Raw genomic sequence first — 23,570 nt, 5'->3', positions numbered from 1 at the left:
CCGGGCAGTTTCGCGGGACAGTCTGTTGCGACTCGACGAACCTAAGCGTCGCCTGAGTTCTTGATCTACTCCCCCAACGCCGCAGGTGTGTCCGGGGAGCGACCGTCAGATGAGACGGCGGTAACGGTGGGTGTGTGCTTCGCGGAAGCGACCAGCCGGTGATTAGTTGTGGCGTCCGGCGGACTGCCGGATCTCGATGCCCTGCAGGACGTCCTTGGCGTGCTGCTCGTCCTGCTTCTCGATCTGCTTCGTGTCGCGCTCCGGGAGCTGGATGTCCTCCTCCGCGTGGATGCCCGCCTGCAGCTCGCGACCGCGCTCCAGCTCCGCGTCGAATTCGGCGCCGAACAGCAGTGCGTTGTTCGTGATCCAGATCCACAGCAGGAACACGATCACACCACCAAGGGAGCCGTACGTCGCGTTGTAGTGCGAGAAGTTCCCGACGTAGAACCCGAAGCCGACGCTCGCGACGAGCCAGATCACGAGGGCGACGATCGACCCGCCACTCACCCACGCGAACTTCGGCTGCCGGACGTTCGGCGACCAGTAGTACAGCACCGCGATGACGATGATCGCGATGGCGGCGAGGATCGGCCACTGCACGATGCTCACGACGGTCACCGCGACGTCGCCGAGGCCGATGACGTCGCCGAAGCTCCGCACGAGCGGTCCGCTGACGAGGACTAGGAGGCCGACCACGAGCAGCACCACCGTGAACAGGGTGACGCCGAGCATCGTCGGGCGGAGCTTCCAAACCGGGCGTCCCTCGCGGACGTTGTAGACGCGGTTCATCGCGCGGCCGAAGGCCCCGACGTAGCCGGACGCCGACCAGATCGCGCCAACGAGACCGACGATGAACGTCACCGGGGCGGCCGGGGACCGGACGAGACCGTTGATCGGCCCCTTGAGGAGCGACACCACCTGGTCGGAGCCGATGCTGCGCACGAGGTCGAGCAGGGTGTTGACGGTGGTCTGCCCTTCACCGACGAGCCCGAGGATCGAGACGATGGCCAGCAGCCCGGGGAACAGTGCAAGCACCGTGTAGTACGTCAGGCTGGCGGCGAGGTCGGTGCATCGGTCGCTGGAGAACTCCCGGAGGGTCTTCTTGAGCGTGTAGACGAACGTCGGCTTTCGAAGGTCGGTAGGACTGTCCGGCTTCCGTGGATCGTCGGGTGCAGGCTTTTGTTGAACACGTGCCATGGGTTCATCCTTCCTTGTGTGGGCGGCCTGACGTTGACGAGCGGGTGCATGTCAGAAAATTCGATCTCCGGGGACGCAGCAGTTCCGAGGATCGGACCGTGACGATTCCCGGTGACCCGGGCACGGTCGCGGTGTGGCTGGCAGTGTAGAAGCGTTCGTGGATGACTTCCGCGGCTGAAAAGCCTCCCGGCCTTGGGAGCCCTATCAGAAAGAATCCGATGAGCACCTACCCGCCCGACGACAGCACGCCGATCTACGATCGTTCGACACCTCCCGCACCGATATACGTCGAGACTGACGGGGGCGCAGGTGATCAGTCGGCCTCGCACGACTCCACCCCATCCGACAAGGCCGACGTCGCCAAGAGCGCCGCGCAGGACGTCGCCGGTGACGCGAAGAGCGCCGCCTCCGACGTCGCCGGCACCACGAAGGACCAGGCGAAGCGCGTCGCCTCTGAGGCCACCGACCACGCCAAGCAGCTCTACGGACAGGCGTCGGAAGGCATCAAGGAGCAGGCCGGCCAGCAGCAGGAGCGTGCCGCGGGTGGGCTCCGGACCCTCAGCGACCAGCTGTCGTCGATGGCCGACAAGTCCGACGACGACGGCATCGCGCAGAAGGTCGTCCGCGACCTCTCGCATCGTGCCGGTTCGTTCGCCGGGTTCCTCGAGGGCCGCGATCCCGGATCGCTCCTCGACGAGGTGAAGTCGTTCGCGGCGCGGAAGCCCGGCACGTTCATCGCGATCGCTGCCGGAGCGGGCATCCTCGCCGGGCGCCTCACGAAGGCCCTCGCCGCGGAGGCCAAGCACGAGCACGAGCAGGACGGCGGTCCGACCGCATGAGCGGCGAGACCCCCAGCCCGCAGGACCGTGCCGCGACCACGCCCCTCGGCGAGCTGCTGACCGACGTCACCAAGGACATCTCGACGCTCTTCCGCCAGGAGGTGGCGCTCGCCAAGGCCGAGGTGTCCGAGTCGGCGAAGAAGGCCGGCAAGGGCGCGGGGATGCTCGGCGGTGCGGGCCTCACGGGGTTCTTCGCGCTGTTGTTCATCTCGATCGCCGCGTGGTGGGCCCTCGGCTACCTCGTCGGGAACGCGTGGTCGGCGCTCATCGTCGCCGGCGTGTACCTCATCGTCACCGCGATCCTGGCACTCCAGGGCCGCAAGCAGCTCAAGCAGATCAAGGGACTCCCGCAGACGGCGGACACCGTCAAGGAGATCCCGGACGCACTGAAGCCGAACAGCTCGGCACCGAAGCGCTCGACGCCCAACGGCTCGACACCGAACGGCTCGACACCGACCACGAGGAGCAACGCATGAGCACCCCAGATGAGATCCGCGCCGAGATCGAGGCGACCCGGGGCAACCTCGGGTCCGACGTCGACGCGCTGGCCGACAAGGTCAACCCGTCGTCCATCGCCCACCGCCAGACCGAGAAGGTCAAGGGCCGGTTCGAGTGACGTCGACGCGCTGGCCGACAAGGTCAACCCGTCGTCCATCGCCCACCGCCAGACCGAGAAGGTCAAGGGCCGGTTCGAGTCCGTCCGCGAGAGCGTCATGGGCGCCGCCGACTCCGCGAAGTCCAAGGTCCAGTCCGGCACCAGCAGTGCCTCCGGATCTGCCGGTTCCGCTGCCGACTCGGCCAAGGGCGCCGCGAACCGCGCCGTGGGCAAGGCCAAGGGCAACCCGCTCGCCGTCGGCCTCATCGCCTTCGGCGCCGGGTGGCTCGCCTCCGCACTCATCCCGTCGTCCGATCGCGAGGAGCAGCTCGCCGGGGACCTCAAGGAGAAGGCGGCACCGCTCGTCGACCAGGTCAAGGAGTCGGCGCAGACCGTCGGCAGCGACCTCAAGGACTCGGCGCAGCAGCACGCGAGCGACCTCAAGGACACGGCGCAGGACGCAGCGCAGACCGTCAAGGGCGACGCACAGTCGTCCGCCGCCGACGTCAAGGACAGCGCCCAGCACGCGAAGGACGACGTGCAGGGAGCCTGACCTGATTAGTGCCGTCACGTTGTCTTCTCGTGGAGCAACGTGACGGCACTGTTCTATGTTCTTCGCTCAGCAGTGATAGCGAGAGAGAGTCTGCCCGGTATGGTGCGTCCGAAGCGTCGAAAGTGGCAGGTGTTCCCCGGTTGGCTTCGTCGGACTGACCGGGCGGTGAGCGGTCGGGCGTATTCTTGGCCAAGTCCCCGACCCGCCGACGTTGCGCTCCGTGGGCTATCTGATGTGCCGGGATCGTTCGCGTTCTGGCTTGGACTCGGGGCGGCTGTGTTCATCACGGGTCGTACTGGTCGTCGAGCCGCAGCACAGGGACTGTTGTCGCTTGGCGTGTCGAGTGGTGTGGTGAATTTGCTGGTGAAGCGCGTCATTCGGGAACACCGTCCCCATGGTCGCGGATTCCGGCACAGGCGGAAGCCCGGTACTGTGCCAGCGTCAGCTGCGTTGCCGTCTGGTCACAGCGCCACGGCCGCTGCCTTCGCGGCAGGTGTTTGGTTGGCCGACCGGCGCCGGGGTGCGGTCATCGTTCCGGTGGCAGCGACGGTGGCGTACTCGCGACTGCACCTGGGGCAGCATTGGTTCTCCGACATCATGGCCGGTTCCGCCGTCGGTGTGGCAGTTGCGGTTATTCTTCACCGGATTCGTCTGGTCATACGACGAGATGCCAGCGAGCACCGCTGATGTTCGCTCTCGGTCGCGCCGTTGCGCCGTCCCTGCAGCTAAAAAGGTCAGCCACTCCCGGCTGCTAATCGGTGGGATCATTCCGGCTGGCTGATTCTTTCTCGGAAGCGAAGGCCGTGGTCGACGGGGTGGGTCCGTCGGCCACGGCCTGCTCGCGCGTTCTCAGGAACGTGCAGAGCAGGGCTGCGGCGACCGCCAGACCGGAGGCGCCGCCGCCGACGATGGCGACATCCGTCACACGATCCGGCCCACCGCTTCTCCGGGCCGTCGACGGACTCGATGCCGCAGCAGTGGAGCAGGTGCGATCACCGTGTCAGGGACGAGCGGCGTGCGCGCTGCCACCATCGGCGACGCTGGACACCGCGTTGCTGCCGTCGGTGCTGCTGCTGGCGTGGGTACTGCTCGTGTCGGGCTTGACCGGCGGCGTCTCGAGCCGAGCTGTGACCCCGTCGGCGAGCTTCTCGGACGAGATCCAGATCGACTCCGGGAGGGTGTCGATGCCGCGTGTAACGTCGATCGCGGAACGGGTCTTCGCGATCTTGTGGATCAGTGACCCAAAACCGACCTTTGCGACGATGTCAGCGACCGAGAGCACGACCTGCATCCAGGTGATCACCGCTCCACCGTGGCCCCAGCCCTGCAGACCAAAGATGATCGGGTACGCAAGCCACGTCACGATCAGCAGCAGGCCCGCGTTCCGCAGCGACGTCGCGGCAGGGGTCACTGCGAGATCGCGGCCGCCCTTGACGACGACGTAGATGATCAGGAGGTACAGCACCACCATGAAGATCCCGGAGATGACACCCCAGATCCACAGGGCCGTGATGCTCTGCCCGGAGTCGATGACGATGCCGCCGATGTACCCGGTCGAGATCATCAGGAACGCAGCGGCGACCGCCACGAACCGCAGACGGCGAGCGGCAGCACCTGCGATCGTCGCGACCGCGATGAGTTCGATCATCAGCAGCGGCACCGTGACGGTCCAGTCAAAGTACCGCGGCGCCCACGACAGGATCGCGTTCGCGTTCGGCACCCACATGCTGCCCCGGCGTTCGTACCCGATGGCGAACTCGACGACAAGGAGCACGTAGGACAAGAACGCGATGCCGGTGATGCACAGGCCCGCGTACGTGGAACTTCGGTACCGGGACGTCACCTCGGTGCGGGACACCCACGACTTCGCGAAGAAGGCGAACATCGCCAATCCCGCAACGGACAGGGCGTAGATGATGATCGAGTGTTCAGCCAGCGTCAGCGACGCTTTCCAGGGTGAGAGCGTGTCGAGCATGGGGTGCCTTCCAGGTCCGGGCGGACGTCAACAGGGCATGTGACGGTTTGGCAGCCTGGGTCCGGGGCAACTGCGGTGAACGGTATACCCCGGTCGCGGAGCGAGTGCGGTCTTGGGCATCACGTCGTGCGGCGGCGCGGAATCTGGCCGAGGCGGTGCCGGCCATCGGTACGGTCTGAATCATGGCCAACGAAGCAGAGACCGACCACAAGCGCCGCGGTGGTTGGCTGCCCGCCCAGGACGACCTCGAGGCATGGATCGAGAGTCACCGAGAGCGCGCCCGCTCACATCGTGACCGTCCGCTCCACCCTGCTGTCGCAGCGTTCCGTCACCTGTTCGACACAGACCCGCTGATACGGATGGGCATGACGCGGATGATCGAGCAGGTGCCCCGTGGCAAGCAGTACAGCACGCGTCACATTGACGACGTCGACGAGTTTTTCCTGCTCATCAACGAGGTCATAACCGTCGCTCCGGCGTTCAGCGACGGAGGCATGGTCACCACACCCTTCGCCGCGATCCTCGACTGGACCATGGCCACACCCGCCGGCTTCGCGATCTACCGGGACCCGAAGGTGAACGCCGCGCTGAAGGACGTACTCGACGCCTGGGCGGAGTTCCTCGACAGCCCTGCCTCCCTCTCGGTGATCACCGACGCACCCGACGGCTGGAAGTCCGAGCAAGCGCAGCAGGTCGTCGGCATGGACCAGTTCGAACACGACGTCGACGACGAGCACTGGGGCTTCTCATCCTGGAACGACTTCTTCATCCGTCGGTTCCGTCCGGGGCAGCGCCCGGTCGCCGCTCCCGACGACGACTCGGTCGTTGTCAGCTCCTCCGAGTCCACGCCCTACGCCATCGCCACGGACGTGCGGCGCCGCGACGAATTCTGGATCAAGCGGCAGCCGTACTCTCTGGAGGACCTGCTGGCCAACGACGAGTCCGTGGACCGGTTCGTGGGTGGATCGGTGTACCAGGCCTTCCTCAGCGCCACGAATTACCACCGTTGGCACAGCCCCGTGGCCGGGACCATCATGCGGGCGTTCGTGCAGCCCGGCACCTACTTCTCCGAAGCGGACACCGAGGGTGAGAACGCCACCGACTCCAAGGACTCGCAGGGGTACCTCGCACACGTCGCGGCCCGCGCCATCATCATCATCGAGGCCGACAACTCCGCCCTCGGGCACGTCGCCGTCGTCCCGGTCGGCATGATCGAGGTCTCGTCGTGCGTCATCGGTGACGACATCACACCAGGCGTCCACGTCGACAAAGGCGACGAACTGGGCTACTTCCAGTTCGGCGGCTCCACCGAATGCCTCGTCTTCGAGCCCGGCGCGATCGAATCGTTCGCCGTGCAGGCATTTCCAATCCCGGAGCACCCGACACTGGTGCACCTGCACACGCAGATCGCAACCGCGGCCAGTCGCTGACCGACAGCTCTCTCCAACCGGCCACCCGAGGAACGTCTCGACCAGCCAGGCACGTACGCACTGCTATCCCTTGAGCGCTTCGGCGTGATCACGGTCCGCGGCGCCGCTGGAGTTGCATGGCCGCATGGACTCCCTCCCACTCTGGCTGCTCGTCTTAATCTTCGTCGCGGGCGGGGCAGTGATCTGGTTCGCCGGGATCCAACTGTCGAAAACCACGGACGTCCTTGATAACCGGCTCCACCTCGGAAGCGCCCTCGGCGGCCTCATTGTGCTAGCGGTCGCGACAAACCTGCCCGAGATCGCCATCACCGTCAGCGCCGCGGCGTCGGGGTCGCTCGAGGTCGCTGCCGGGAACATCCTCGGCGGCATCGCCTTACAGACCGTCGTCATCGTCATCCTCGACTCGTTCGGCAAGCGCGGCAAAGGCGTCACGCCCATCACCTACCGGGCAGCGTCCCTAACGCTCGTCCTTGAAGCCGTCGTCGTAGTCGCTGTCCTCGCCGTCGTCATCGCCGGCAGCCAGCTCCCATCCGATCTCGTCATCGCTCGGCTGACTCCCGACGTTGTCCTCATCGCCGTGATCTGGCTCGTGGGCCTGCTTCTGGTGCAACGAGCAAGCAAGGGCCTGCCGTGGCACGAAGACGGGAAGGCACCCGATACCACAACCCCACACCCCAGCAAGCACCGCACACGGACGCACGGTGACGGGAGCACGATGAGTACCGGGAAAGCGTCAGTCATCTTCGGCGTCTCCGCGTTAGCGACCCTCGTCGCCGGTGTGGTGCTCGAACGCGCCGGCGACGCTGCGTCGACGCAGATCGGCTTCTCCGGGGTGCTGTTCGGTGCAACGGTCCTCGCGTTGGCGACAAGCCTGCCCGAGATCTCGACGGGCCTGCAGGCGATCAAACAAGGCGACGACAACCTCGCCATGAGCGACATCTTCGGCGGGAACGCGTTCTTGCCCGTGCTGTTCCTCGTCGCGACCGTCATCTCCGGCAAAGCAGTGCTACCACAAGCGAACGCCAGCGACATCTTCCTCACTGCCCTTGCCGCGCTCCTCACCGTCGTCTACGCCGTCGGACTCGTGTTCCGGCCGAAGAACCACATCTTCGGGATGGGCGTGGACTCCCTCATCGTGGTGCTGCTGTACCTCGTCGGAATCGGAGGTCTCATCGCGATCACTCTCGACTGAGCAGGACACCACGGATAGCGTCCCGCCGACCCTCCGCCAGTAATCATCCTCTTCCGGGCAGACTCTCACGCGCCATCGGCGCCCGGCGCACCACCGGCTATCGAGACGCAGTCGGTTAGCGTTGCTTGTCGGTGGCGCGTGAAACGTTGAAGCATGCTGTCTGCCCGCTGCGATGTCTGTCGTGAGGATCACCTCTTGACGTCTGCTCGGACCATGAGTGTGCATTACAACGCGACGGGCGAGCGGTGCGAGGGGTCCGTGGGTCTGCCGTGGGCGGGCGGAGCGAAGCCTGCAGCGGACCGCGGCGCGGTCGAGCTCCCTCGGGCGCAGTCGCGGGTCCGGGCCGCCGCGACACCGTCGTTGCAGCTGAGCCGCGATCATCCGCCGCTGTCCGATCGAGAGTCTCGCTGCGTCGTGTGTCGGTTCATGGTGCCGGTGACCATTGAAGGGCGACTGGCGCCGCATCGGGTGGTCACGAGCAGGGAGGGCGAAGCCGGCGGCCAGCTCGCGTGCCGTGGCTCCGAGCAGGCGGCGGTCCCCAGCCGTGCTGAAGCGCGTCAAGCGCGAGCGCGTGCTCGAGAGCAGCCGCAGCGGCGTCGGGCGTTCGCGGGTGAGCGTGTCCTTCCGGAGGCTGACCGGGACGCGCGCCGTCGGGTGTTCGAAGTGGCGGGCGATTACGGCGTCCCGTCCACAGAAGCGTTGAGAGTGCTGAAACTCATCGGCGAGTTCGTCAGGGGCCCACAGAGTTCCTTGCCGCCGGGTGTCGCGCGTCGACTGGTGAGCGCGCTTGAGGCTCGTGGGCATGTGCCAACAGTGCATCCGGTACTCGGGCTCGCTGGATCCCGAGCTGACCGCGCGGGTGACCTCATGCAGCAGTTGCCGCGATCGATGCCTGCGCTCATCGACCTCTTCACCGCTGGTCCCAGTTCCGCGGCAACCGAGGCTGAGGAGCTCCTACGTGAGTCCGCTGTTGACGGATCTCTGTTCCTCGTGCCGGCGACGCACGCGCGTGCCTTGGCCGCGGCGACACGGACGGTCTCTGGGCTCGCCAGCGATGACCTGCCGTCCCCGGCGGGAGTGAGCTTGCAGCCAATCGTGTCGCCCCTTGGCGCCGGGGCGTTCTGGCGGGTGTTGTCGTGGCGTGAGGAAGCCGAGCGCCTGCGACTGACGTCCGTGGAGTTCACGGTTCACTCCACCGGGGATGGACCGGTACTCGAAGTGCACGGGACTGCTGTTGAAGAACTGCGCTGTGATGACGATGACAGCTTCTCGTCCGCTTCCGCACCACTGATCGGCCTTGGCGCATGCCTGGCGGGGATGCTCGAGCTCGTACCGGTCCGCGAACCATTCGGAACTGCTGGAGAAGGAACATCCTTGCAGCGAGAGAACACTGGTCACGCTCCCGAATCACGGGTCGACCATGGCGTGCGGCTCATCTACCCGACCCGCTCTGCGTCGGGACAGGGGGCATCGGAGGGTGAAGCAGGAAGAGCTCGGATCGGCCGTTGGAGCGTCCGCGGGCACTGGCGGCGACAGTGGTATCGGTCGCGTCAGACACATGAGCGCATCTGGATTGCCGAGCACGAAGCGGGAGCCGCGGATGCGTCCGTCGCTCAGCTGCGCAAGGTCTTCATCATCGCGCCCCGTAGTTTTACCGGCGCTCGGTTGGCTCCTTCTTACGGCTGACATAGCGCCCGCGTTCGTGAATGTTCGCGCGCGCCGGCGACGGAGGAGCGGTACGTCATCGGCTCAGTAGCCAATCCCTGAGCGGTCGCCTCTGTCCTCACCAGCGCCTTGGCACCGGTGACCGAACCGACGAGCGATAGGAGTCGGTGAGTGTTGACGGTTGGGAGGAGCAGTACCTCGCCGACTAATCGTGGGTTCCTGGCAGTGGAGCGTCGCCCCACCACCCCAGACCTGTTCCGTCCATGACAAGCCGACTCCCGCGGGAACCAAGCGGTTCCGCGATGCCCAAGTCCGCGATTTCCTGTCCGAACTCCTCAGCGGTGGGGTCGCCACCGGAGAGCGGTTGGGCGTAGAGCCCTGACGGGTAGAACGGTGCACCGGACGGTGTGTCTCTGGTCACCCGCACGCCCACCTGTGGTCCCCAAGGGGAGGTGTAGACGACGCAGAAGCCGTCGACTTCCTGAAGCGGCCACGCATCGTGCACGGTGACCAGCTGCCATTCAGTGGGTCCGCCGTCGCGGAGTTTCTCCAAGCATCCCAGCAGGGCACGGTCGCTCCACGTCGGCACGGTGGCCGCGCGGGTGGCATCAATCAAGGCCGCATGCTGCGTACTGAACATCTGTCCCTCCGAGGATTCATCTGAGCAACTCACCATGGTCCGTCGCCTGCGTTCGTCCCGCGAAGGGCAATGCGCAGACCGTCACCTCTGCGATGTTCGCTTGCACGTCCACCACTCTGCACCGCGGCAGGCAGATCAGCTCGTCCGCTAGCCGATCGGCTATCGGAACATCGAGACGATCCGGCGACGTCGGACATCCCTGGATGAGGATGATGTCGGCAGGGGAGCTGATGGATGCACTGAGGCGCGATCACACGGTCGCAGACGACACAGCGGTGCTGGCGTCGTTGCAAAGGAACGAGACGGGTGCACTCGATGCTGCGGTGAACCGGTACGAGCGGCTGGCGTACTGGACCGCGTACGCCATCATTGGCGTCCACGGTGACGCGGAGGAGGTCACGGCGGATACGTTCGTGCTCCTCTGGCGGAAGAGGCGCCAGGTGGAGCTTCGAGGCACAGCACTTGCCCCGTGGATTGTGGCTTCTGCGCGGTACCTCGCGCAGAACCGCCTCCGCACCATCCGACGCCACCCTGTCGCACCGATCGACGCCGAGCAGGAGGGGTGCGAAACCACATCCGTCGAGCTTCTGGCTGAGCGTGCGGAACTCAGTGCAGCCATCCGGACCGCAGTCGCGGAGTTGTCCGACGTAGACCGGGCGATCTTCACGCTCTGCATCGAAGAAGGACTCAGCTACGACGCCGCCGCGACCTCGCTTGGGTTGGCGCACGGAGCAGTCCGCAACCGGCTCTCACGGCTCAGGAAACAACTCCGCACCTCGCTCGCTTCGTTCCAGGAGGACCACCAATGAACGCGTTGCCACCGCTTCCTGCCGGCGCATCCGGCCGCATCCACAGTCGGGTGCGCAGGGGAACTACCCGTAGGAAGATCCAGCTGTGCTCCGCGGCCGCCGTTCTCATCGGCGGTGTCGCACTGATCAGTGGGGGCACGGCTGCAGCATCAGCGGTCACGGAAGCGCACAACAGCGGTACCGCCCACTGCTACGCAACCGACTCACCCACCTCGACCACGGTCGACGTCAGCACGCAACGAGGCGGAACCACGGCATCCGAGAGCCCCGATACGTCGAAGGCGGGCATCGCGCTTGGGAACTGCGCCGGGGCATGGCTCAACGGCAACCTGACCGCCGGCGAGCGGCTGAACGGCATGCAGATACCGGGCCTGGTCGCCTGCCGCCTCGACGACGGCAGCTACGCCGCCTTCCCCTACGACCGCACGACCGACGGCCCCAGCAACATCGACGCCTACTGCGCCGCACGGGGCACGAGCAACCCAATCGAGGGATGACCGCGTTCGATAGCCGATCGCCTACTGGACAGCCGACAAGATGCACCACTCCCCCGGGTTCGTGCGGTCGTCCCGTGTCCGGATGCGTAGCCCGAAATTGATTCCGGTGATGGTGCCGTAGGTGAGACTGTCGGCATGGACAGCGGATGGCCCCTGTGCCACGCCCGCGTGTCGACGGACGGTCGAGACCTCACGGCGCAGACCGACGCTCTCATCGTGCTCGGCGTAGCCACCGATCGGGTGTTCACCCACAAGGGAATGGCAAATACTCGGTGATATCAACCGGGGTTCAAATCGGTGCTGTCGGCGCGCCGGCCTGGGGACACGCCGGTTGTGACGAAGCTCGATCGTCGCGCGCGGTCACTGTCGAGCTACATTCGACTCTCGACTGCTGGCGCTGGTGGCGCTGGTGACACGGGTCACACTGGTCACACTCATGACTGGTGACAATGGTTACAATGGTGACACTGGTAACACAGGCGACACAGGTGACACACATCACTGGTGACACTGGTCACACTGGTGCCGCTGGTCAAACCCGTCCAAGCCAACCTGGCTGACCAGCTTCACCAGTCTCGCTGGGGAGGCGACGGTGGCCGCGAATGCAGCCGGGATCGCGAAGCAGTCTCCGATAAACGGTGGCGGTGCGCTCAGCGCCCCTGTAGACGAGTTAAACCCCCCTGGTGGGCCCGTCCCCCCAAGTTGCTGTTCAATCGGTACGAGCGAAATGCCGCTGCCTGGTGACACTGGTGAGACCGGTCAGCGTTCACTGGTCATACCGGCGACGCCATTCAGTCGCGAGTGACCTGTCATTCACCAGCAAAACCTTTGTCACCAGTGAGTGCTCACCGGAGTCACCTCCGTCACCAGTGACGCCGGTGAGCGCAAAACAGTTTCGCCGACGTGACAGGTGACACTGGCGAGACCGGTTAGGATGGGAAGTGTGAGTGCAGACAGGAGCGGCTCACCAGCCAGACCAGCCTCACCAGTCTCACCAGTCTCACCAGTCTCACCAGCCAGCAGGGAGACTCCGATACCCGCGGAGCAGCAGATGTCACTCACCTTGGACCGATCATCACTTCAACGAGTCGTAGCCGTCATCAACAACAAAGGCGGCGTCGGCAAGACGACGCTCTGCGCCAACATCGGCGGCATCCTCGCAGAAGCAAACTGGCGGGTGCTCATCCTCGAGCTTGACCCACAGGGCAACCTCGGTCTCGACCTCGGGTACCGCCACACCGACGGTGACGACAAAGGCAGCGCGCTGTCGAAGTCAGTCCTGTTCGGTGACACTCTCATCCCGCTGAAGAACGTTCGCCCGAACCTGGACGTCCTGCCCGGGGGAGAGCACATCGAGATCCTCGACAAGGGAATCAGCCCGCGAATGAGCCAGTCCGGCTCCGAGGGCACGGCCGCTCGGCTCAGTCTCGCGAGGTCGCTCGCAGCCATCGGCGACAACTACGACCTCATCCTCCTTGACTGCCCGCCAAACATCGACAGCATCCAGATGCTCGCCGTCGCCGCTGCTCGGTACATCCTCATCCCGGCGAAGGCTGACGACGCGAGCATCGACGGCTTACGTCTCACAGCTCGACGCCTCGACAAGGTCGTGGACATCAACCCTGAAGTGGACCTCCTCGGCGTCGTCAACTTCGACTCGAGCACCTCGGAAACCAAGGTGCGTCAAGAGTTCTCCGACGATGTCGTCGAGGCCCTTGAGAGCGAGAAGGCGCGGAAGTTCATCTTCACCAGCTACGTCCGCCACTCCGGTGCAACCGCGAAGGCCGCTCGGAAGAAGCGGGTCCTCGTTCACGAGCTGGAGAAGAGCGTCCAGAAGCAGGAGAAGTGGTACGAGGCACTCCGTCGTGGCGCCAAGCACATCTCCGCTGGCCCGCAGGCTGCCGGGAACGTCGCTGACAGCCTCTACGCAGTGACGCAGGAACTTACCGCGCGGTTGACTACCGCTGAGGCAGAGGCTGCAGAGACGGAGGGGTCGCATGTCTGAGGACGCTCGAACGATTGCTGGTCCACCGCAGCGGCCGAGCAGCGGGGGAGGGGCGGCTTCACTGTTGCGCGCAAACCGCGCGGCTCAGCAGCAGGAGCAGCAGGTGACGCAAGAACCAACGCGCACCGTAGGCCCACCTCCGCCCGCCCCTCACCGCACGGTGCAGCAGACCATCGCGTCGCCTCCCGAAGCGACGGATACCTTCGACTCCAAGGCTGTGGCAGTGGGGGAGCTCTCGCCGTTCTCGCCCGTCGAGCAGGTTCCGCGACCGTCGGATGTTCCCGAGCAACCTGTCGCACCACAGCCGACCGGTACGATAGCCCTCCCGCCGGTGCAGCCGGCTCCGGTTACGGCCGCTCAGGCGGTGCCGGTGCCGTCGACGCCGTACACGCGGCGTCGTGACGGTGACACGGGGGCGGAGCACCCGGACGACATCGTGAAGGTGACGTTTGAGGTTCGACGCGGTGACCGAGACAAGTTCAACAACGCGTTCGCTGCTGCGATGCTCAACGAGGGTTACGTCACCCCGAAGGACATCCTGGTTCGCATCTATATGGACGAGACCAAGCGTCTCGAGGACACGTACAACAACGGTCAGCCGTTCCCGCAGCGCCAGAAGCAGGCACCTCGGGGTCGTCCCATCCGCCGAACGGAATGACGACCGCGGTCAGCTCCGACGGCAATGTCGAAGGGACCACCTGGATCAGAAGGCATGCATCCGTACCGCTGCCAGCAAGGAACCCTGCGACACGCCGAGCAAGTTCCGACGTGGGTATCTGATCCGCAGCCACGCTGTGCGGGTACCAACTCGGATGGGGGAGCGCCAGGCACAGTGCGCTCTGCCGGGTGGGACGCACTGACCAAGTCCGCTTCCGCGCGACCACTGCTTCCATCATGCCCCGGAAGGTCCTGATGACCGACACCCTCGCAACCGAGCTGACACTTATCGATGTGCCCGCTGACGCTCCAATTCGCATCGACGAGACGACCGCGCGTCTGGTGAACTACGCAGCGAACCTCGAAGGCGGTGACGAGGACGCCATGGACATCGGCTACTCGGCACGCATCTGGGCGCAGGTGTCCCTCCCGTACCGCAACCCCGGCAACATCCCGTACTGGGAGCGGCGAAACGGCTCGGTGTCACTGATGATGCAGCCGGCACTGCTGTTAGACGCCGATACGGGGGAGCGGACGCCTGCGTATCCCTACGGGGTGCTGCCGCGGCAGGCGATGAACTGGATGGCCACCGAGGCGGTCTTGACGCAGAGCAAGCAGCTCGAGCTTGGCCGGTCCATGAAAGCGTTCATGGAGAAGATTGGCCTCGCACATGGTGGCCGGGACGCGAAGCGGGTCGCGGACGGTCTGCGTCGCCTGTTCGGCGCGAACCTCAGCGTTGAAGGCCTGGAGATTCGACCAGACGGTCACGGTGAGGCGATCGAGTACTTCCGCATCGCTGACAGCGTCCGCCTCTGGTTCGGCAAGGACGACGTCGAGGACAACGAAGGGCTTTGGCAGTCGACGGTGACCCTCTCAGAGCGGTTCTACGACTCGATCGTCTCCTCGCCCGTTCCTATTGATCTCAACGCCATGAAGGCGCTGGGCAAGTCGGCGATGCGCATGGACATCTACCTCTGGCTGACGTATCGCATGTTCTACCTCCGCAAGCCCACACGCATCAAGTGGAACGATCTGAACCTGCAGTTCGGGGCCCAGTACTCGCAACCACACAAGTTCAAAGCGGCGTTTGAGGGACACCTCCGAGCTATCAGGATCATCTACCCGGAGGCCCGCGTGGAGCCGACGCCCGAGTACCTCATCCTCCGGCCCTCGAAGCCGCACGTGGAGCCGACCAAGCCTCGGCGCGAAGTCGAGGGCTAGTCCGAGTGGCGCCGGCACCTAAGGCGGGGCGCCAGTCGGCGTCCCGCCTCTTGTGTGCCAGTGGGGACCAGATACCCACGCTGCTCTTCTCTACCGTCAGCTCGATCAGCACAGCGTGGGTATCTGGTCCTCCGTTATGGCTTGGGCCCGCTGGAACGGTCCGCATGACGGCCGCGGCTTGACGAATCTCTGATCTACGCCGACGCTGGCGGTGGACGCCGGCGCGGGTACCGAGTCATCCGTGGGTATCTCGTCCACAGTTCTGCCGGGCGATCATGCCCGGTGCATGTGGGTATCCAGTCCGCCTCCGACGGTCCGACGCCGCTTTATTCGTGGGTATCTGGTCCCACTGCGTGGGTATCTGGTCCTCGACGTCACCACCAGGGACGGTTACTCTCCCTGCCCGACTGCGATGTCCAGGCTCGGCGTGGGTATCTGGTCCGCACAGACAACTCGTCAGTGATTCACCACAGTGGTGGCAAGCGCCTGTGCGTGGGTATCTGGTCCTCACAGGGCTTGTAGCTCCCTGAAACGATTGAGGACGTTGCAGTGCGTGGGTATCTGGTCCTCTCGCTTCGGGTCGTCGGTTCGGCCGCGTAAGTATCTGGTTCTTGTGGGAACTCTCGCGACTGCGAACCTGTGGGTATCCGGTCCTAACAGTGGCGCAGATCTTCGCGTGGGCGTCTAGTCCGTTCGCTTCGGGCCTGGCCTTGGGTCGGCCTCGTGGTTCGCTGCTGGTTGGGCCAACGACAGCCAGCAGCATCGGGAGCCCGGTCCCCATGCTGCTAGCGGAACTCGGACGCCGGACCGTGACGTCTTCGGACGTGGGTATCTAGTCCCTCGGCGACCCGCTCAGTGAAGTGAAATTTAGTCAATGAAAGGCGTTGAGCCCGAGCGCCTGTGCAAAACTCGCCGCCGCTCTATGGTTGCGTTTGCTCGGTTCGTAGATCAGCTACCGGAAAGAACTACAGGAAGTACTACAGGGGGAGGCAGATGCCGAGTGCTGGATCCGCACCCCGATGCCGATCGGCGAGGGAAGGGTCTTCGCCAATGTGGACCGGATACCCACGCGCTTGGGACCAGACACCCACGCGCTTGGGACCAGACACCCACGAATCCGGACCGGATACCCACGCGGCCGGTGTGGGTATCCGGTCCTCGTCGTTGCTCCCTGTGGAGAAGCCCTCCGGAGGTTCGCCGGGGCAGGTCCGCCCGCCGCTTTGGCTTCCCTCGGACCTAATTCGGTCGCTTCGGACAGGCGAAGGGCGGTAGAACGCTAACGACCGGGGCCGGATATGCCTGCGTAACGGCAAGACTTCAGCCGAGACCAAGCTGGTCGACTGTGACAAGACCAACAGACCTGCATCCACGCTGTCACGCGGCTAGCTCAAGGTCGCGAAGCTGCTGCAAGAGCCCGTGTCGAACCATCCACATAGCTTCCCGGTGCTCGGTACGGCCGTCGCTCGAGCACGGGTACGCCGGGTACGCCTCGGGACCGCCGTGGTCGTCGACGGATCGGAACATGACGAGTTGCGTGGTGGGGGTCCGGTCGCGGCCGCGTCGGCCGGCCTTTCGAATGAGGTGGTTCTGCCACCAGGCCCAGAGGTCGCGCTCGTCGCGGTACTGCTGTTCTCTACGTTGGAGGATCCCGTCGACGCCGAGCTGCTTAGCCACGTGCGTTCGGAAGTCCTGGAGGCGTCGGCGCCAGCCGGTGGGTGTCGCGATCGCGAGGGTCCAGCGGCGCATGCGTGCAACTGCTGCTCGTGCGCGGCCGCGGGGGAGCCCTGCACGGTCAGCGACGACCTCGGGAGCGAGCTCGTCTGTGGTCAGGCTCTCGTAGACGCGGCGGGCCGTGGGTCCAAGTCCTGCGCGGGTGAAGACGTCGTGCCGTCCGGCGTCGAGCCGGTCTTCTAGAGCGCCCAGGAGAACGACTCGAACGTCGAAGAGCTCGGCCGGGGGGCGGGCGGTCACATTGTGAAGTGGCCCGACATGTACAGGGCCTGTGGAAAACCGGTCGGTGAGCCGCCAGACGGCTGCGTTGGGGCCGTCTGCCTGGCGCCGGCGGGTGATCCATCCGGCTGCGTGGAGGCGGCGGAGTGAGCGGTCGACGGTGCTGGAGGGGATGCCGGTGGCGATTGCCACGGACCGGAGTGCGGCGCCGACGTCGCGTGAGCCGGAGCGCAGGGACAGCCAGGCGAGGTAGGTCAGGACGGTGCTGTCGTGCAGGTCCGCCTCGGTGCGGGTCCAGCGGCCGGCGGACGCGGTGAACGCCTGCAGCATGGCCTCGACGACGTCGACGATGCCGGTCAGCTGGGCGAGGTCGCGTTGTTGCCGTTCCTCGGGCGCGTACCGGTACAGCACGGCCCGCTCCTGCGCCTTCGTCCACTGCCGCTCAAGGCGCGCGGCCGCTTCCGCCGCGGTGCGGGGTTCACGGCCGCCGGTGGGGTGGTTGCGGGTGCGGTAGTGCTCCATGCCGGGTGCGGTCTTCGCGGCGTGCTCGACGTCGGCGAGGGTCCATCCGGACACCGCGGCCGCGAGGAGGCACAGGTAGCCGGTGCGGGATGGGTCGCGGCCGCCGGCGACGGTTCCCATGTGTGCCGCACCCCACGCCGGCAGCGACCGGTGCACCCGGTGGCGGGCATCGACGGGCCCGGTGGGGGAGGAGTCCGCAGGATCCACGGTCGGGCGGAGCTCACGGAATGTCGCGGTGACACGGAGCAAATCGCCGGCAGTGACGGTCGGGGTGCGGAGCACGTCGACGTCATCGGCGCCGGCCATCACCTCGGACGCGCCACCTCGTGCGTGTGGAGTCAGCGGCGGGCGGACGGCGCCCGTGCGGTCGTTGCAGAGCAGACCGTGATCAAGGGACGGCAGCACGGCGCGCGCGGCGCCGGCGAGCTGCACCATCGTGGCCTTGTCCACGCCGGCGAGCGGCACCCAGACGTGGAAGCCGCCGGTCGGGCTCGAGCGGCACACCACGTGCGGTACGTGCGCGTCGCGGAGGATCCGGACCAGGACGCCGAGGTCCTCGGCCGCCTGGTCGAAGTCCTCCGGTGTCTTCGCGTCGAGGTCGAACGCGGCGAACCAGAACCGCCCGTCGAGGTCTGTGAGATCGATCGTCCACGGCGTCGACGGGGGAGTGGGCCCTGCAGTCGGGAACTTCGACGGGTAGCTGTTCGACCGGATCGTCCCGTCAGCCTCCGCAATCATGCGGTTCACGTATCGCCGAGGCGTGATCGCACGCGTCAGCGCCCACGCGGTATCGGCAGACGACACGCGGGCAGATTCATATGCACTGGGCGCAGCAGTGTGCGTTACGATGGTGACACCTCCCCTCCTTGGAGTGGTGGTACGACGAAGGCTCCCGGCTCCAACCGGGCTTCTTCATCGGGTATCTCTGGAACCTGATCTGCTTGGCGGCTTGGGCAGGTTCGAGAGCGAGACTTTGGGCTTTGCCCGGAACCCCCGCTTCGGCGGGGGTTTTGTCGTTAGAGGTCTGTGATGGGCAGTTCCTCTTGCTGCGGGCGTGGGCGGGGAACCGTCGGGAGTGTTCCGCGCTCGTCGACGATCTGTGCGATGAGCGCGTCGAGGTAGTACGCGACCGAAACGCCGCTTTGTGCTGCTGCTGCCTGTACCTCGGACCGGGCCTCGGGTGAAACGCGCCCCTGCAGGAGCACCGTTGGTGCTCCATCTGGGCGGCGCACGCGTGCCTTCATTGCGCTCATGTGCTTACTGTGCCGGACAGTATGCATACATACCGTGAGGCACAGTGGTGTGTCGGCACTGCGGGAGCACATGTAGCGAAGTCTACCCCGCTGAGTAGAATCACCTACCTATTTAGATGAACAGCCGGAGGAACTGACGGACCCGGGCGAGGTATCCGTCCGGGTCGGAGTTGAGCTCGAACCCGTGCGGGACATTCTGGAAACGGACAAGCGTGACGGCGTCGCTCTGAGCGGCGAGGGCCTCGGTCGTGGCCGGAGGCGCTTGTTCGTCGCCGCGGCTGTAGATGACCAGCATCGGGAGGTCAGCGGGGAGTTCGGGGCGGAGACGCTGCCGGTCGAGTGCTCGCGGGAGCCCCCCTAGCCAGTGAAGGAGTGGGGCGGTGAGGACCAAGACGCCGGCGCTGCTAAGGATGGCAGGGAGATGTGCGGCGCGGACGCCTGCGGTGATGGTCTGCTGCCAGTCGAACACCGGGCAGACAGTGACGATCCCGGCGATCGCTGACGTGTGGGTGCCGTGGGATGCGGCAAAAACCGCTGCCGTTGCTCCCATAGACCATCCGAAGAGCACGACGCGTTGTGCTCCGTGCGCGAGGGCGTAGGAGATGGCGTCGTCGACGTCGTGCGCTTCGTCTTGTCCGAGGGTGACTCGTTCTGGTCCGCTGCTTTCGTGGTCCCCGGAGTAGGTGAGGACGAGTGCGGGCAAGCCCTCGTCGAGGACAGGGGGGAGGCCTCGGAGGACTGCGCGTCGTTCGCTGTGCATGCCATGCACGTGGATGGTCCACAGGTCTGTGTGATCGCCCGGGAAGTACCATGCGGCGTGGCCCGTGCGGCTCGAGTAGGTGATGTCCTCGAACGGAGATCCAAGATCTGTGGGTCGGTCGGGCACGTACCCGGTCAGGATGAGTCCATCACCTGCCATTGGCGTCCGACCGCCGAGGATGGGGCGGCGCACGGTGTCGGTGTCGGGTACTGGGGCGGCTTGCCCGAGCAGGACGTTCGCTTCACCGTTCGGCCCGAAGTACGCGCGGTGGATTCCTGGAGCAGTGGTCGCGGCGTCGGCGGGGAGGGTGATCGCGTCCGGGTCTGCGGAGGTGACGGTGACGCGTCGTTTGGGCCGCGGGAGGACGACGCGGCGAGCGATGACCACGCCGATGCCGACGTACGCGCCGGCGACGGCGATCGCAGCACCCGTCAGCACCCGCACGAGCGGCGTCATTGTGCGACCCGAGTGGTGGTCTCGCTGAAGCCGGCATCGATCGCGGACCCGATTCGCTCGACGTGCCGTTGTTGACGTTCGGTGAGGACGAGGTCGCCGATGTTGAGGTGGTTGCTGACCACGACGAACATCTCGTACGCGGCGAGGAGCTGGTCGTCGCCATCTCGCTGACGTGTCCGGGCGGGTATGTTCCGGCGGGTGAGGAGGTGTTGCAGGTAGCGCTGTCGGAACTGCCATGGTGCGGTGCGGGCAATCTTGCGGCCCCAGATCAGCAGGTACGCACTGGCAATGAGCATGCCCCCTGGATAGAAGAGCATCTGGAAGACGCTGAAGGTCACACGCGATGCGGGGTTGGAGTGGCCGACGAAGTGCCAGATGGTCACGCCGATCAGTTCGCTGGTCGCTGCGAGGGCGGTGAGGGCGTGACCAGCTCGGAAGCAGAGCGCGTCGAGGCGTCGGTCGTTGCGGAGGATGCGAAGCGAATCGAGGCTCAGGGCCAGGATCGTGGATTGGTAGAAGATGATGAAGAGCCAGCCTGCAATGGTGGGGAGGCTCTGGTGGATGTAGGCGACCGGGTCGTTGACGTCGCCGTGGTCTGGCATCGCGATGAACGCTGCAGTTTGCGCGCCGATGACGAGGATGAGCTGCCATGGCCGGGCCTGCACTCCGTTGCGGGCGTGGATCAGCATCCCGTTCCGGAGGTACCAGAACGCGGCCGAGGCGGCTGCGGTCTGCACCAGAGCGATGACATTTCGGCCGCCGAGGAAGCTGTCGAGCAGAGGTTCGGGGATGACAAATCCGAAGGTGAGAAAGCCCAGCAGCCCGAAGCCGGTCGTGAGCCAACCAGGCCGGGCTTGAGGTCGTTTCCATGCTGCTGGTGCGCGAAGGACGAACAGGGTGGCCGCGAGGGCGGTGAGGATCGCGAGCATCACGCGAAGGCGTCCTCGGCCGGGTTCGTAGGACGGGTGACGAGCCACCGCAAGAACTCGTATGCCGTTTCCTCCGCCACGAGCTCCTCGAACGTTTCCATGGAGATGCTGTCCGTCGGGACGTCGGTGTTCGGGATGCGTTTCCGAACGGTCCGCGCACCGGCCACCGGTCCCACAGCTTCGTCCGGGAGTAGATCGCACCCGGAGTGGCCAGCGACGATATGACCGAGTTCGTGCAGGACCGAAAACCGCTGGTAGGCGACCGGGTCCGTCGAGCGGTAGAGCACCACTCCTCGATCGGGGAAGTCGACCCAGAGTCCGGTGGCCTTTAGCTGGTGTTCCGCGGGTATCGCCTTGATGTCGATCGGCTTGCCATAGACCGTCGCCACACAGGAAACGAGCCCCGCCAAGTCGCGTCGCGCGGCGGAGAGCTCCAGCCGCGTGATCGCAGCTTGGGCGCTGGCCTGAATGTCGTCGGCAACGGTCACGGCTGTGCTTCCCTTCCGATCGCAGCTGTGCGGATGGCGGCGGCGATAGCGCGGAGTTCAGCTGGATCTGCAGTCCCGAGCTGACGGGCGGCGAGACGGAGTGCGCCCGTGTCGGCGAGAGCGAGCTGAATCTCGATCTGCGCGTCGAGGTCGTCTTCGACTGGTCCGAGTTCGGCCCTGCGGAAGTAGTCCGGGGTGACGTCGAAGTAGGTGGCGATTGCTGCGACCTGATCGTCGGTCAGGGTGGCGGCGTCCCCGTCGATGAACCGGAGCCACTGGCGGGGAGTGATCCGGTTCGCGAGCCCGTCGACCGCTGCAGCGACCGCCGCCTGGACGTCCCGTCCTGGATGGTTCGCTACCCACACTGCAATGACCTTCTGAGCTCGCTCGCGCAGAACCTCTGCCGGGGCGCGCACCCCTTCGGACTCCCGACTCTGCTCATACGCGGTGAGTGCCGGTTCGAGGAAGACGCGAGGGCTGGCACCGAGGGCATCGGCGATGATCTGCAGGTCGTTGAGGTTGAACGGCGCTTCTAGGCGGACCCGCTTGTAGAAGTAGTTCGCGCTGAGCCCGGTCCTTCGAATCAGAACCGGTGTCGACACACCCCTGTGCTCACGCTCGCGCTCGATGGAGGCAACGATCGCTCGCGCCAGGTCGTTCGGAGCGCCCGCTGGTGTTCTACCCACAATTCGATTGTACGGATCACATACGAGTAGACAGCATTACCTAATCGAGTAGACTCGAGGTATGAACCGGACGGATGACTCTCGGACCCGGGCTGAGCGGGCTCACGCCGGTGTCCGTCCGTTCCAGGGGACTGCAACACGTCCACTGTCCTGCCCTATGTGCGGCAGCTGCAGGGTTGGGTCCCGATTTTGCACGGAGTGCTCTGCGGAGCTGACACCCCCGGTCCTCGTCACGCACGCTGTCGGCCCTGTGTGGGCAGTCAACGGCCACGTTTTCACCGTCGCGGCGGGGGAGGACCACCGTCGTACGGTGCTTGGCGCCGTCGCCCGCCTGGTCGACGAAACCGAACCTGTGCGGGTGGTCGTAACCGATGGATTCCGGGTAACCAAGGTCGTGCTTCGACCTGACGGCAGTTCGGTCGCTGAAGGCGACGACGCCACGGGGTGGGCGGGTCCGGGCGTACAGCCAGTGACCCCGGCACAGCCGCGGGCGTCGGTGGTCGGCGTTCACGCCGGCGCCGGGGCGAGCACGTGGGCGCTCCTGCTCGACCTCCCGGAAGCGCAGCTCACCGATGAGCCCACCGGTCCGGTCGTACTCGTCTGCCGCTCGACACCCGCCGTCCTCAACGCGGCCAAGGCCGTGATCCACGCGCTCGGCACCGCCGCCGTCAGCGCGGTGCTGGTCGTAGCAGATGCACCCGGCAAGCCCGTCCCAGCTGCAGCGCGCGAACAACGCGTGCTCGCTGGCGCCGTACCGGTCGTACCGGTGCCGTGGCTTCCCCGCCTTCGGGCGGTGGCAGAAATCTCCCCTCAACTGGCCGGGCAGCTCGCCCGACCCGTGCAGCGGGTCACCAAGGCGCTCCTGGGGGCGCAGTCGAACAAGGAGAAGGCCGAATGATCAGCAACGCCATCTACGCCGTCGTCGCGAAGTCACCGCGTGCGCTCGACGCCACCAACCGTGCCGGCATGGTCGTCGCACAGGCGTACTGCCTGCCGGGCAAGGCGCAGGACGCCCTCGACACCGCAACGCTCTGGACCCGCATCGCCGCGATCGCGCTCGGGGTGATCGCGCTGATCATTCTCGGGATCGGCATGTTCTTCTCCGGTAAGCGCCACGACGGCGGGGAGACCTTGAAGGGTCTCGGCTGGTGGATCGGCGGCGCAGCTCTCATCGGTGCGGCCACGGGGGTCGCTTCGATCTTCCTCGGGTCGGTGTCGGCGGACTGCAAGTCGATCCCCGGCGCGTAACCG

The 23,570-nt window shown here is 65.8% G+C and carries 23 protein-coding genes; 14 read left to right on the top strand and 9 right to left on the bottom strand.

Annotated elements, in window-relative coordinates:
• Positions 1 to 162: 162 nt before the first annotated feature.
• Complete coding sequence (locus ASF23_RS04790; protein ID WP_055949901.1) at positions 163 to 1,197, bottom strand: YihY/virulence factor BrkB family protein; 1,035 nt, start codon at positions 1,195 to 1,197, stop codon at positions 163 to 165.
• A gap of 218 nt (positions 1,198 to 1,415) precedes the next feature.
• Between ASF23_RS04790 and ASF23_RS04785 the strand changes: the two genes are divergently transcribed.
• From ASF23_RS04785 to ASF23_RS19065, 5 genes are all read left to right on the top strand, one after another.
• The gene (locus tag ASF23_RS04785; RefSeq protein ID WP_055949898.1) at positions 1,416 to 2,036 is read left to right on the top strand and encodes a CsbD family protein; all 621 of its coding nucleotides are present in this window, start codon (positions 1,416 to 1,418) and stop codon (positions 2,034 to 2,036) included.
• Positions 2,033 to 2,512 carry a phage holin family protein gene (locus ASF23_RS04780; RefSeq protein WP_082473834.1) on the top strand — a complete coding sequence of 160 codons (480 nt, stop codon included), beginning with the start codon at positions 2,033 to 2,035 and terminating at the stop codon, positions 2,510 to 2,512. Before ASF23_RS04785 ends, ASF23_RS04780 begins: the two co-directional genes overlap by 4 nt.
• Entirely contained in the window at positions 2,509 to 2,652 is a 144-nt protein-coding gene (locus tag ASF23_RS19000) for a DUF3618 domain-containing protein (protein ID WP_200919300.1), read from the top strand. Before ASF23_RS04780 ends, ASF23_RS19000 begins: the two co-directional genes overlap by 4 nt.
• A gap of 97 nt (positions 2,653 to 2,749) precedes the next feature.
• A complete protein-coding gene (locus tag ASF23_RS18995; RefSeq protein ID WP_055949895.1) occupies positions 2,750 to 3,184 on the top strand; it encodes a hypothetical protein in 435 nt (144 codons plus the stop codon).
• Between the two features lie 99 nt (positions 3,185 to 3,283).
• Entirely contained in the window at positions 3,284 to 3,871 is a 588-nt protein-coding gene (locus ASF23_RS19065) for a phosphatase PAP2 family protein (protein WP_442855012.1), read from the top strand.
• A 313-nt stretch (positions 3,872 to 4,184) separates the two neighbouring features.
• Here ASF23_RS19065 and ASF23_RS04770 read toward each other — a convergent pair whose 3' ends face one another.
• The gene (locus ASF23_RS04770; protein ID WP_055949892.1) at positions 4,185 to 5,159 is read right to left on the bottom strand and encodes a bacteriorhodopsin; all 975 of its coding nucleotides are present in this window, start codon (positions 5,157 to 5,159) and stop codon (positions 4,185 to 4,187) included.
• Between the two features lie 182 nt (positions 5,160 to 5,341).
• Between ASF23_RS04770 and ASF23_RS04765 the strand changes: the two genes are divergently transcribed.
• Positions 5,342 to 6,589 (top strand): phosphatidylserine decarboxylase family protein, encoded by a 1,248-nt coding sequence (locus ASF23_RS04765; protein WP_055949888.1) that lies wholly within the window; start codon positions 5,342 to 5,344, stop codon positions 6,587 to 6,589.
• Positions 6,590 to 6,713: 124 nt separating this feature from the next.
• On the top strand, positions 6,714 to 7,781 hold the full coding sequence (locus ASF23_RS04760) for a sodium:calcium antiporter (RefSeq protein WP_055949886.1): 1,068 nt from the start codon (positions 6,714 to 6,716) through the stop codon (positions 7,779 to 7,781).
• A gap of 1,870 nt (positions 7,782 to 9,651) precedes the next feature.
• Here ASF23_RS04760 and ASF23_RS17715 read toward each other — a convergent pair.
• Positions 9,652 to 10,086, bottom strand: a complete 435-nt coding sequence (locus ASF23_RS17715) for a hypothetical protein (protein ID WP_082473832.1) — start codon at positions 10,084 to 10,086, stop codon at positions 9,652 to 9,654.
• A 203-nt stretch (positions 10,087 to 10,289) separates the two neighbouring features.
• Between ASF23_RS17715 and ASF23_RS04755 the strand changes: the two genes are divergently transcribed.
• The 5 genes from ASF23_RS04755 (at position 10,290) to ASF23_RS04735 (ending at position 15,275) form a co-directional block, all read left to right on the top strand.
• Positions 10,290 to 10,895 (top strand): RNA polymerase sigma factor, encoded by a 606-nt coding sequence (locus ASF23_RS04755; RefSeq protein WP_055949883.1) that lies wholly within the window; start codon positions 10,290 to 10,292, stop codon positions 10,893 to 10,895.
• Positions 10,892 to 11,392: a hypothetical protein gene (locus tag ASF23_RS18175; RefSeq protein ID WP_156364221.1), complete on the top strand. Its 501-nt coding sequence runs from the start codon at positions 10,892 to 10,894 to the stop codon at positions 11,390 to 11,392. The genes ASF23_RS04755 and ASF23_RS18175 overlap by 4 nt, the downstream gene beginning before the upstream one ends.
• Positions 11,393 to 12,443: 1,051 nt before the next feature.
• Positions 12,444 to 13,397: a ParA family protein gene (locus ASF23_RS04745; RefSeq protein WP_162236702.1), complete on the top strand. Its 954-nt coding sequence runs from the start codon at positions 12,444 to 12,446 to the stop codon at positions 13,395 to 13,397.
• A gap of 160 nt (positions 13,398 to 13,557) precedes the next feature.
• Entirely contained in the window at positions 13,558 to 14,055 is a 498-nt protein-coding gene (locus tag ASF23_RS18170; RefSeq protein WP_156364217.1) for a ParB family protein, read from the top strand.
• A 254-nt stretch (positions 14,056 to 14,309) separates the two neighbouring features.
• Positions 14,310 to 15,275, top strand: coding sequence for a replication protein RepA (locus ASF23_RS04735; RefSeq protein WP_162236700.1), 966 nt, complete (start codon positions 14,310 to 14,312; stop codon positions 15,273 to 15,275).
• A gap of 1,374 nt (positions 15,276 to 16,649) precedes the next feature.
• Here the strand turns inward: ASF23_RS04735 and ASF23_RS04730 are convergent.
• From ASF23_RS04730 to ASF23_RS04710, 6 genes are all read right to left on the bottom strand, one after another.
• On the bottom strand, positions 16,650 to 18,485 hold the full coding sequence (locus tag ASF23_RS04730; protein WP_055949868.1) for a hypothetical protein: 1,836 nt from the start codon (positions 18,483 to 18,485) through the stop codon (positions 16,650 to 16,652).
• 278 nt (positions 18,486 to 18,763) lie between these two features.
• The gene (locus ASF23_RS18165) at positions 18,764 to 19,000 is read right to left on the bottom strand and encodes a hypothetical protein (RefSeq protein ID WP_156364213.1); all 237 of its coding nucleotides are present in this window, start codon (positions 18,998 to 19,000) and stop codon (positions 18,764 to 18,766) included.
• A 112-nt stretch (positions 19,001 to 19,112) separates the two neighbouring features.
• Positions 19,113 to 20,216: an alpha/beta hydrolase family protein gene (locus ASF23_RS04725; RefSeq protein WP_156364211.1), complete on the bottom strand. Its 1,104-nt coding sequence runs from the start codon at positions 20,214 to 20,216 to the stop codon at positions 19,113 to 19,115.
• Positions 20,213 to 21,148, bottom strand: coding sequence for a hypothetical protein (locus ASF23_RS04720; protein WP_156364209.1), 936 nt, complete (start codon positions 21,146 to 21,148; stop codon positions 20,213 to 20,215). The genes ASF23_RS04725 and ASF23_RS04720 overlap by 4 nt, the downstream gene beginning before the upstream one ends.
• Positions 21,145 to 21,633, bottom strand: coding sequence for an ImmA/IrrE family metallo-endopeptidase (locus tag ASF23_RS04715; protein ID WP_055949857.1), 489 nt, complete (start codon positions 21,631 to 21,633; stop codon positions 21,145 to 21,147). The genes ASF23_RS04720 and ASF23_RS04715 overlap by 4 nt, the downstream gene beginning before the upstream one ends.
• Positions 21,630 to 22,319, bottom strand: coding sequence for a hypothetical protein (locus ASF23_RS04710; protein WP_156364207.1), 690 nt, complete (start codon positions 22,317 to 22,319; stop codon positions 21,630 to 21,632). The genes ASF23_RS04715 and ASF23_RS04710 overlap by 4 nt, the downstream gene beginning before the upstream one ends.
• Positions 22,320 to 22,629: 310 nt before the next feature.
• On the opposite strand from ASF23_RS04710, the gene ASF23_RS17710 reads away from it, so the two are divergent.
• Both ASF23_RS17710 and ASF23_RS04700 read left to right on the top strand, forming a co-directional pair.
• Positions 22,630 to 23,217 carry a hypothetical protein gene (locus ASF23_RS17710; protein ID WP_235510787.1) on the top strand — a complete coding sequence of 196 codons (588 nt, stop codon included), beginning with the start codon at positions 22,630 to 22,632 and terminating at the stop codon, positions 23,215 to 23,217.
• Entirely contained in the window at positions 23,214 to 23,567 is a 354-nt protein-coding gene (locus tag ASF23_RS04700) for a TrbC/VirB2 family protein (protein ID WP_055949848.1), read from the top strand. The genes ASF23_RS17710 and ASF23_RS04700 overlap by 4 nt, the downstream gene beginning before the upstream one ends.
• Positions 23,568 to 23,570 lie beyond the last annotated feature (3 nt).

Source organism: Curtobacterium sp. Leaf261, from assembly GCF_001422205.1.
Classification (GTDB): domain Bacteria; phylum Actinomycetota; class Actinomycetes; order Actinomycetales; family Microbacteriaceae; genus Curtobacterium.
Note: the sequence above shows the minus strand (reverse complement) of the source record. Positions and strands in the feature narration are given on the sequence as shown.

What these genes read in the sequence shown, in the direction of transcription:
- ASF23_RS04790 (WP_055949901.1), bottom strand. Translation starts at nt 1,197, where the DNA reads ATGGCACGTGTTCAACAAAAGCCTGCACCCGACGATCCACGGAAGCCG.
- ASF23_RS18165 (WP_156364213.1), bottom strand. Translation starts at nt 19,000, where the DNA reads ATGAGCGCAATGAAGGCACGCGTGCGCCGCCCAGATGGAGCACCAACG.
- ASF23_RS04725 (WP_156364211.1), bottom strand. Translation starts at nt 20,216, where the DNA reads ATGACGCCGCTCGTGCGGGTGCTGACGGGTGCTGCGATCGCCGTCGCC.
- ASF23_RS04765 (WP_055949888.1), top strand. Translation starts at nt 5,342, where the DNA reads ATGGCCAACGAAGCAGAGACCGACCACAAGCGCCGCGGTGGTTGGCTG.
- ASF23_RS04730 (WP_055949868.1), bottom strand. Translation starts at nt 18,485, where the DNA reads ATGATTGCGGAGGCTGACGGGACGATCCGGTCGAACAGCTACCCGTCG.
- ASF23_RS04785 (WP_055949898.1), top strand. Translation starts at nt 1,416, where the DNA reads ATGAGCACCTACCCGCCCGACGACAGCACGCCGATCTACGATCGTTCG.
- ASF23_RS18175 (WP_156364221.1), top strand. Translation starts at nt 10,892, where the DNA reads ATGAACGCGTTGCCACCGCTTCCTGCCGGCGCATCCGGCCGCATCCAC.
- ASF23_RS04770 (WP_055949892.1), bottom strand. Translation starts at nt 5,159, where the DNA reads ATGCTCGACACGCTCTCACCCTGGAAAGCGTCGCTGACGCTGGCTGAA.
- ASF23_RS19000 (WP_200919300.1), top strand. Translation starts at nt 2,509, where the DNA reads ATGAGCACCCCAGATGAGATCCGCGCCGAGATCGAGGCGACCCGGGGC.
- ASF23_RS04760 (WP_055949886.1), top strand. Translation starts at nt 6,714, where the DNA reads ATGGACTCCCTCCCACTCTGGCTGCTCGTCTTAATCTTCGTCGCGGGC.
- ASF23_RS04735 (WP_162236700.1), top strand. Translation starts at nt 14,310, where the DNA reads ATGACCGACACCCTCGCAACCGAGCTGACACTTATCGATGTGCCCGCT.
- ASF23_RS04755 (WP_055949883.1), top strand. Translation starts at nt 10,290, where the DNA reads ATGAGGATGATGTCGGCAGGGGAGCTGATGGATGCACTGAGGCGCGAT.
- ASF23_RS04745 (WP_162236702.1), top strand. Translation starts at nt 12,444, where the DNA reads ATGTCACTCACCTTGGACCGATCATCACTTCAACGAGTCGTAGCCGTC.
- ASF23_RS17715 (WP_082473832.1), bottom strand. Translation starts at nt 10,086, where the DNA reads ATGTTCAGTACGCAGCATGCGGCCTTGATTGATGCCACCCGCGCGGCC.
- ASF23_RS04700 (WP_055949848.1), top strand. Translation starts at nt 23,214, where the DNA reads ATGATCAGCAACGCCATCTACGCCGTCGTCGCGAAGTCACCGCGTGCG.
- ASF23_RS19065 (WP_442855012.1), top strand. Translation starts at nt 3,284, where the DNA reads ATGGTGCGTCCGAAGCGTCGAAAGTGGCAGGTGTTCCCCGGTTGGCTT.
- ASF23_RS18995 (WP_055949895.1), top strand. Translation starts at nt 2,750, where the DNA reads ATGGGCGCCGCCGACTCCGCGAAGTCCAAGGTCCAGTCCGGCACCAGC.
- ASF23_RS04780 (WP_082473834.1), top strand. Translation starts at nt 2,033, where the DNA reads ATGAGCGGCGAGACCCCCAGCCCGCAGGACCGTGCCGCGACCACGCCC.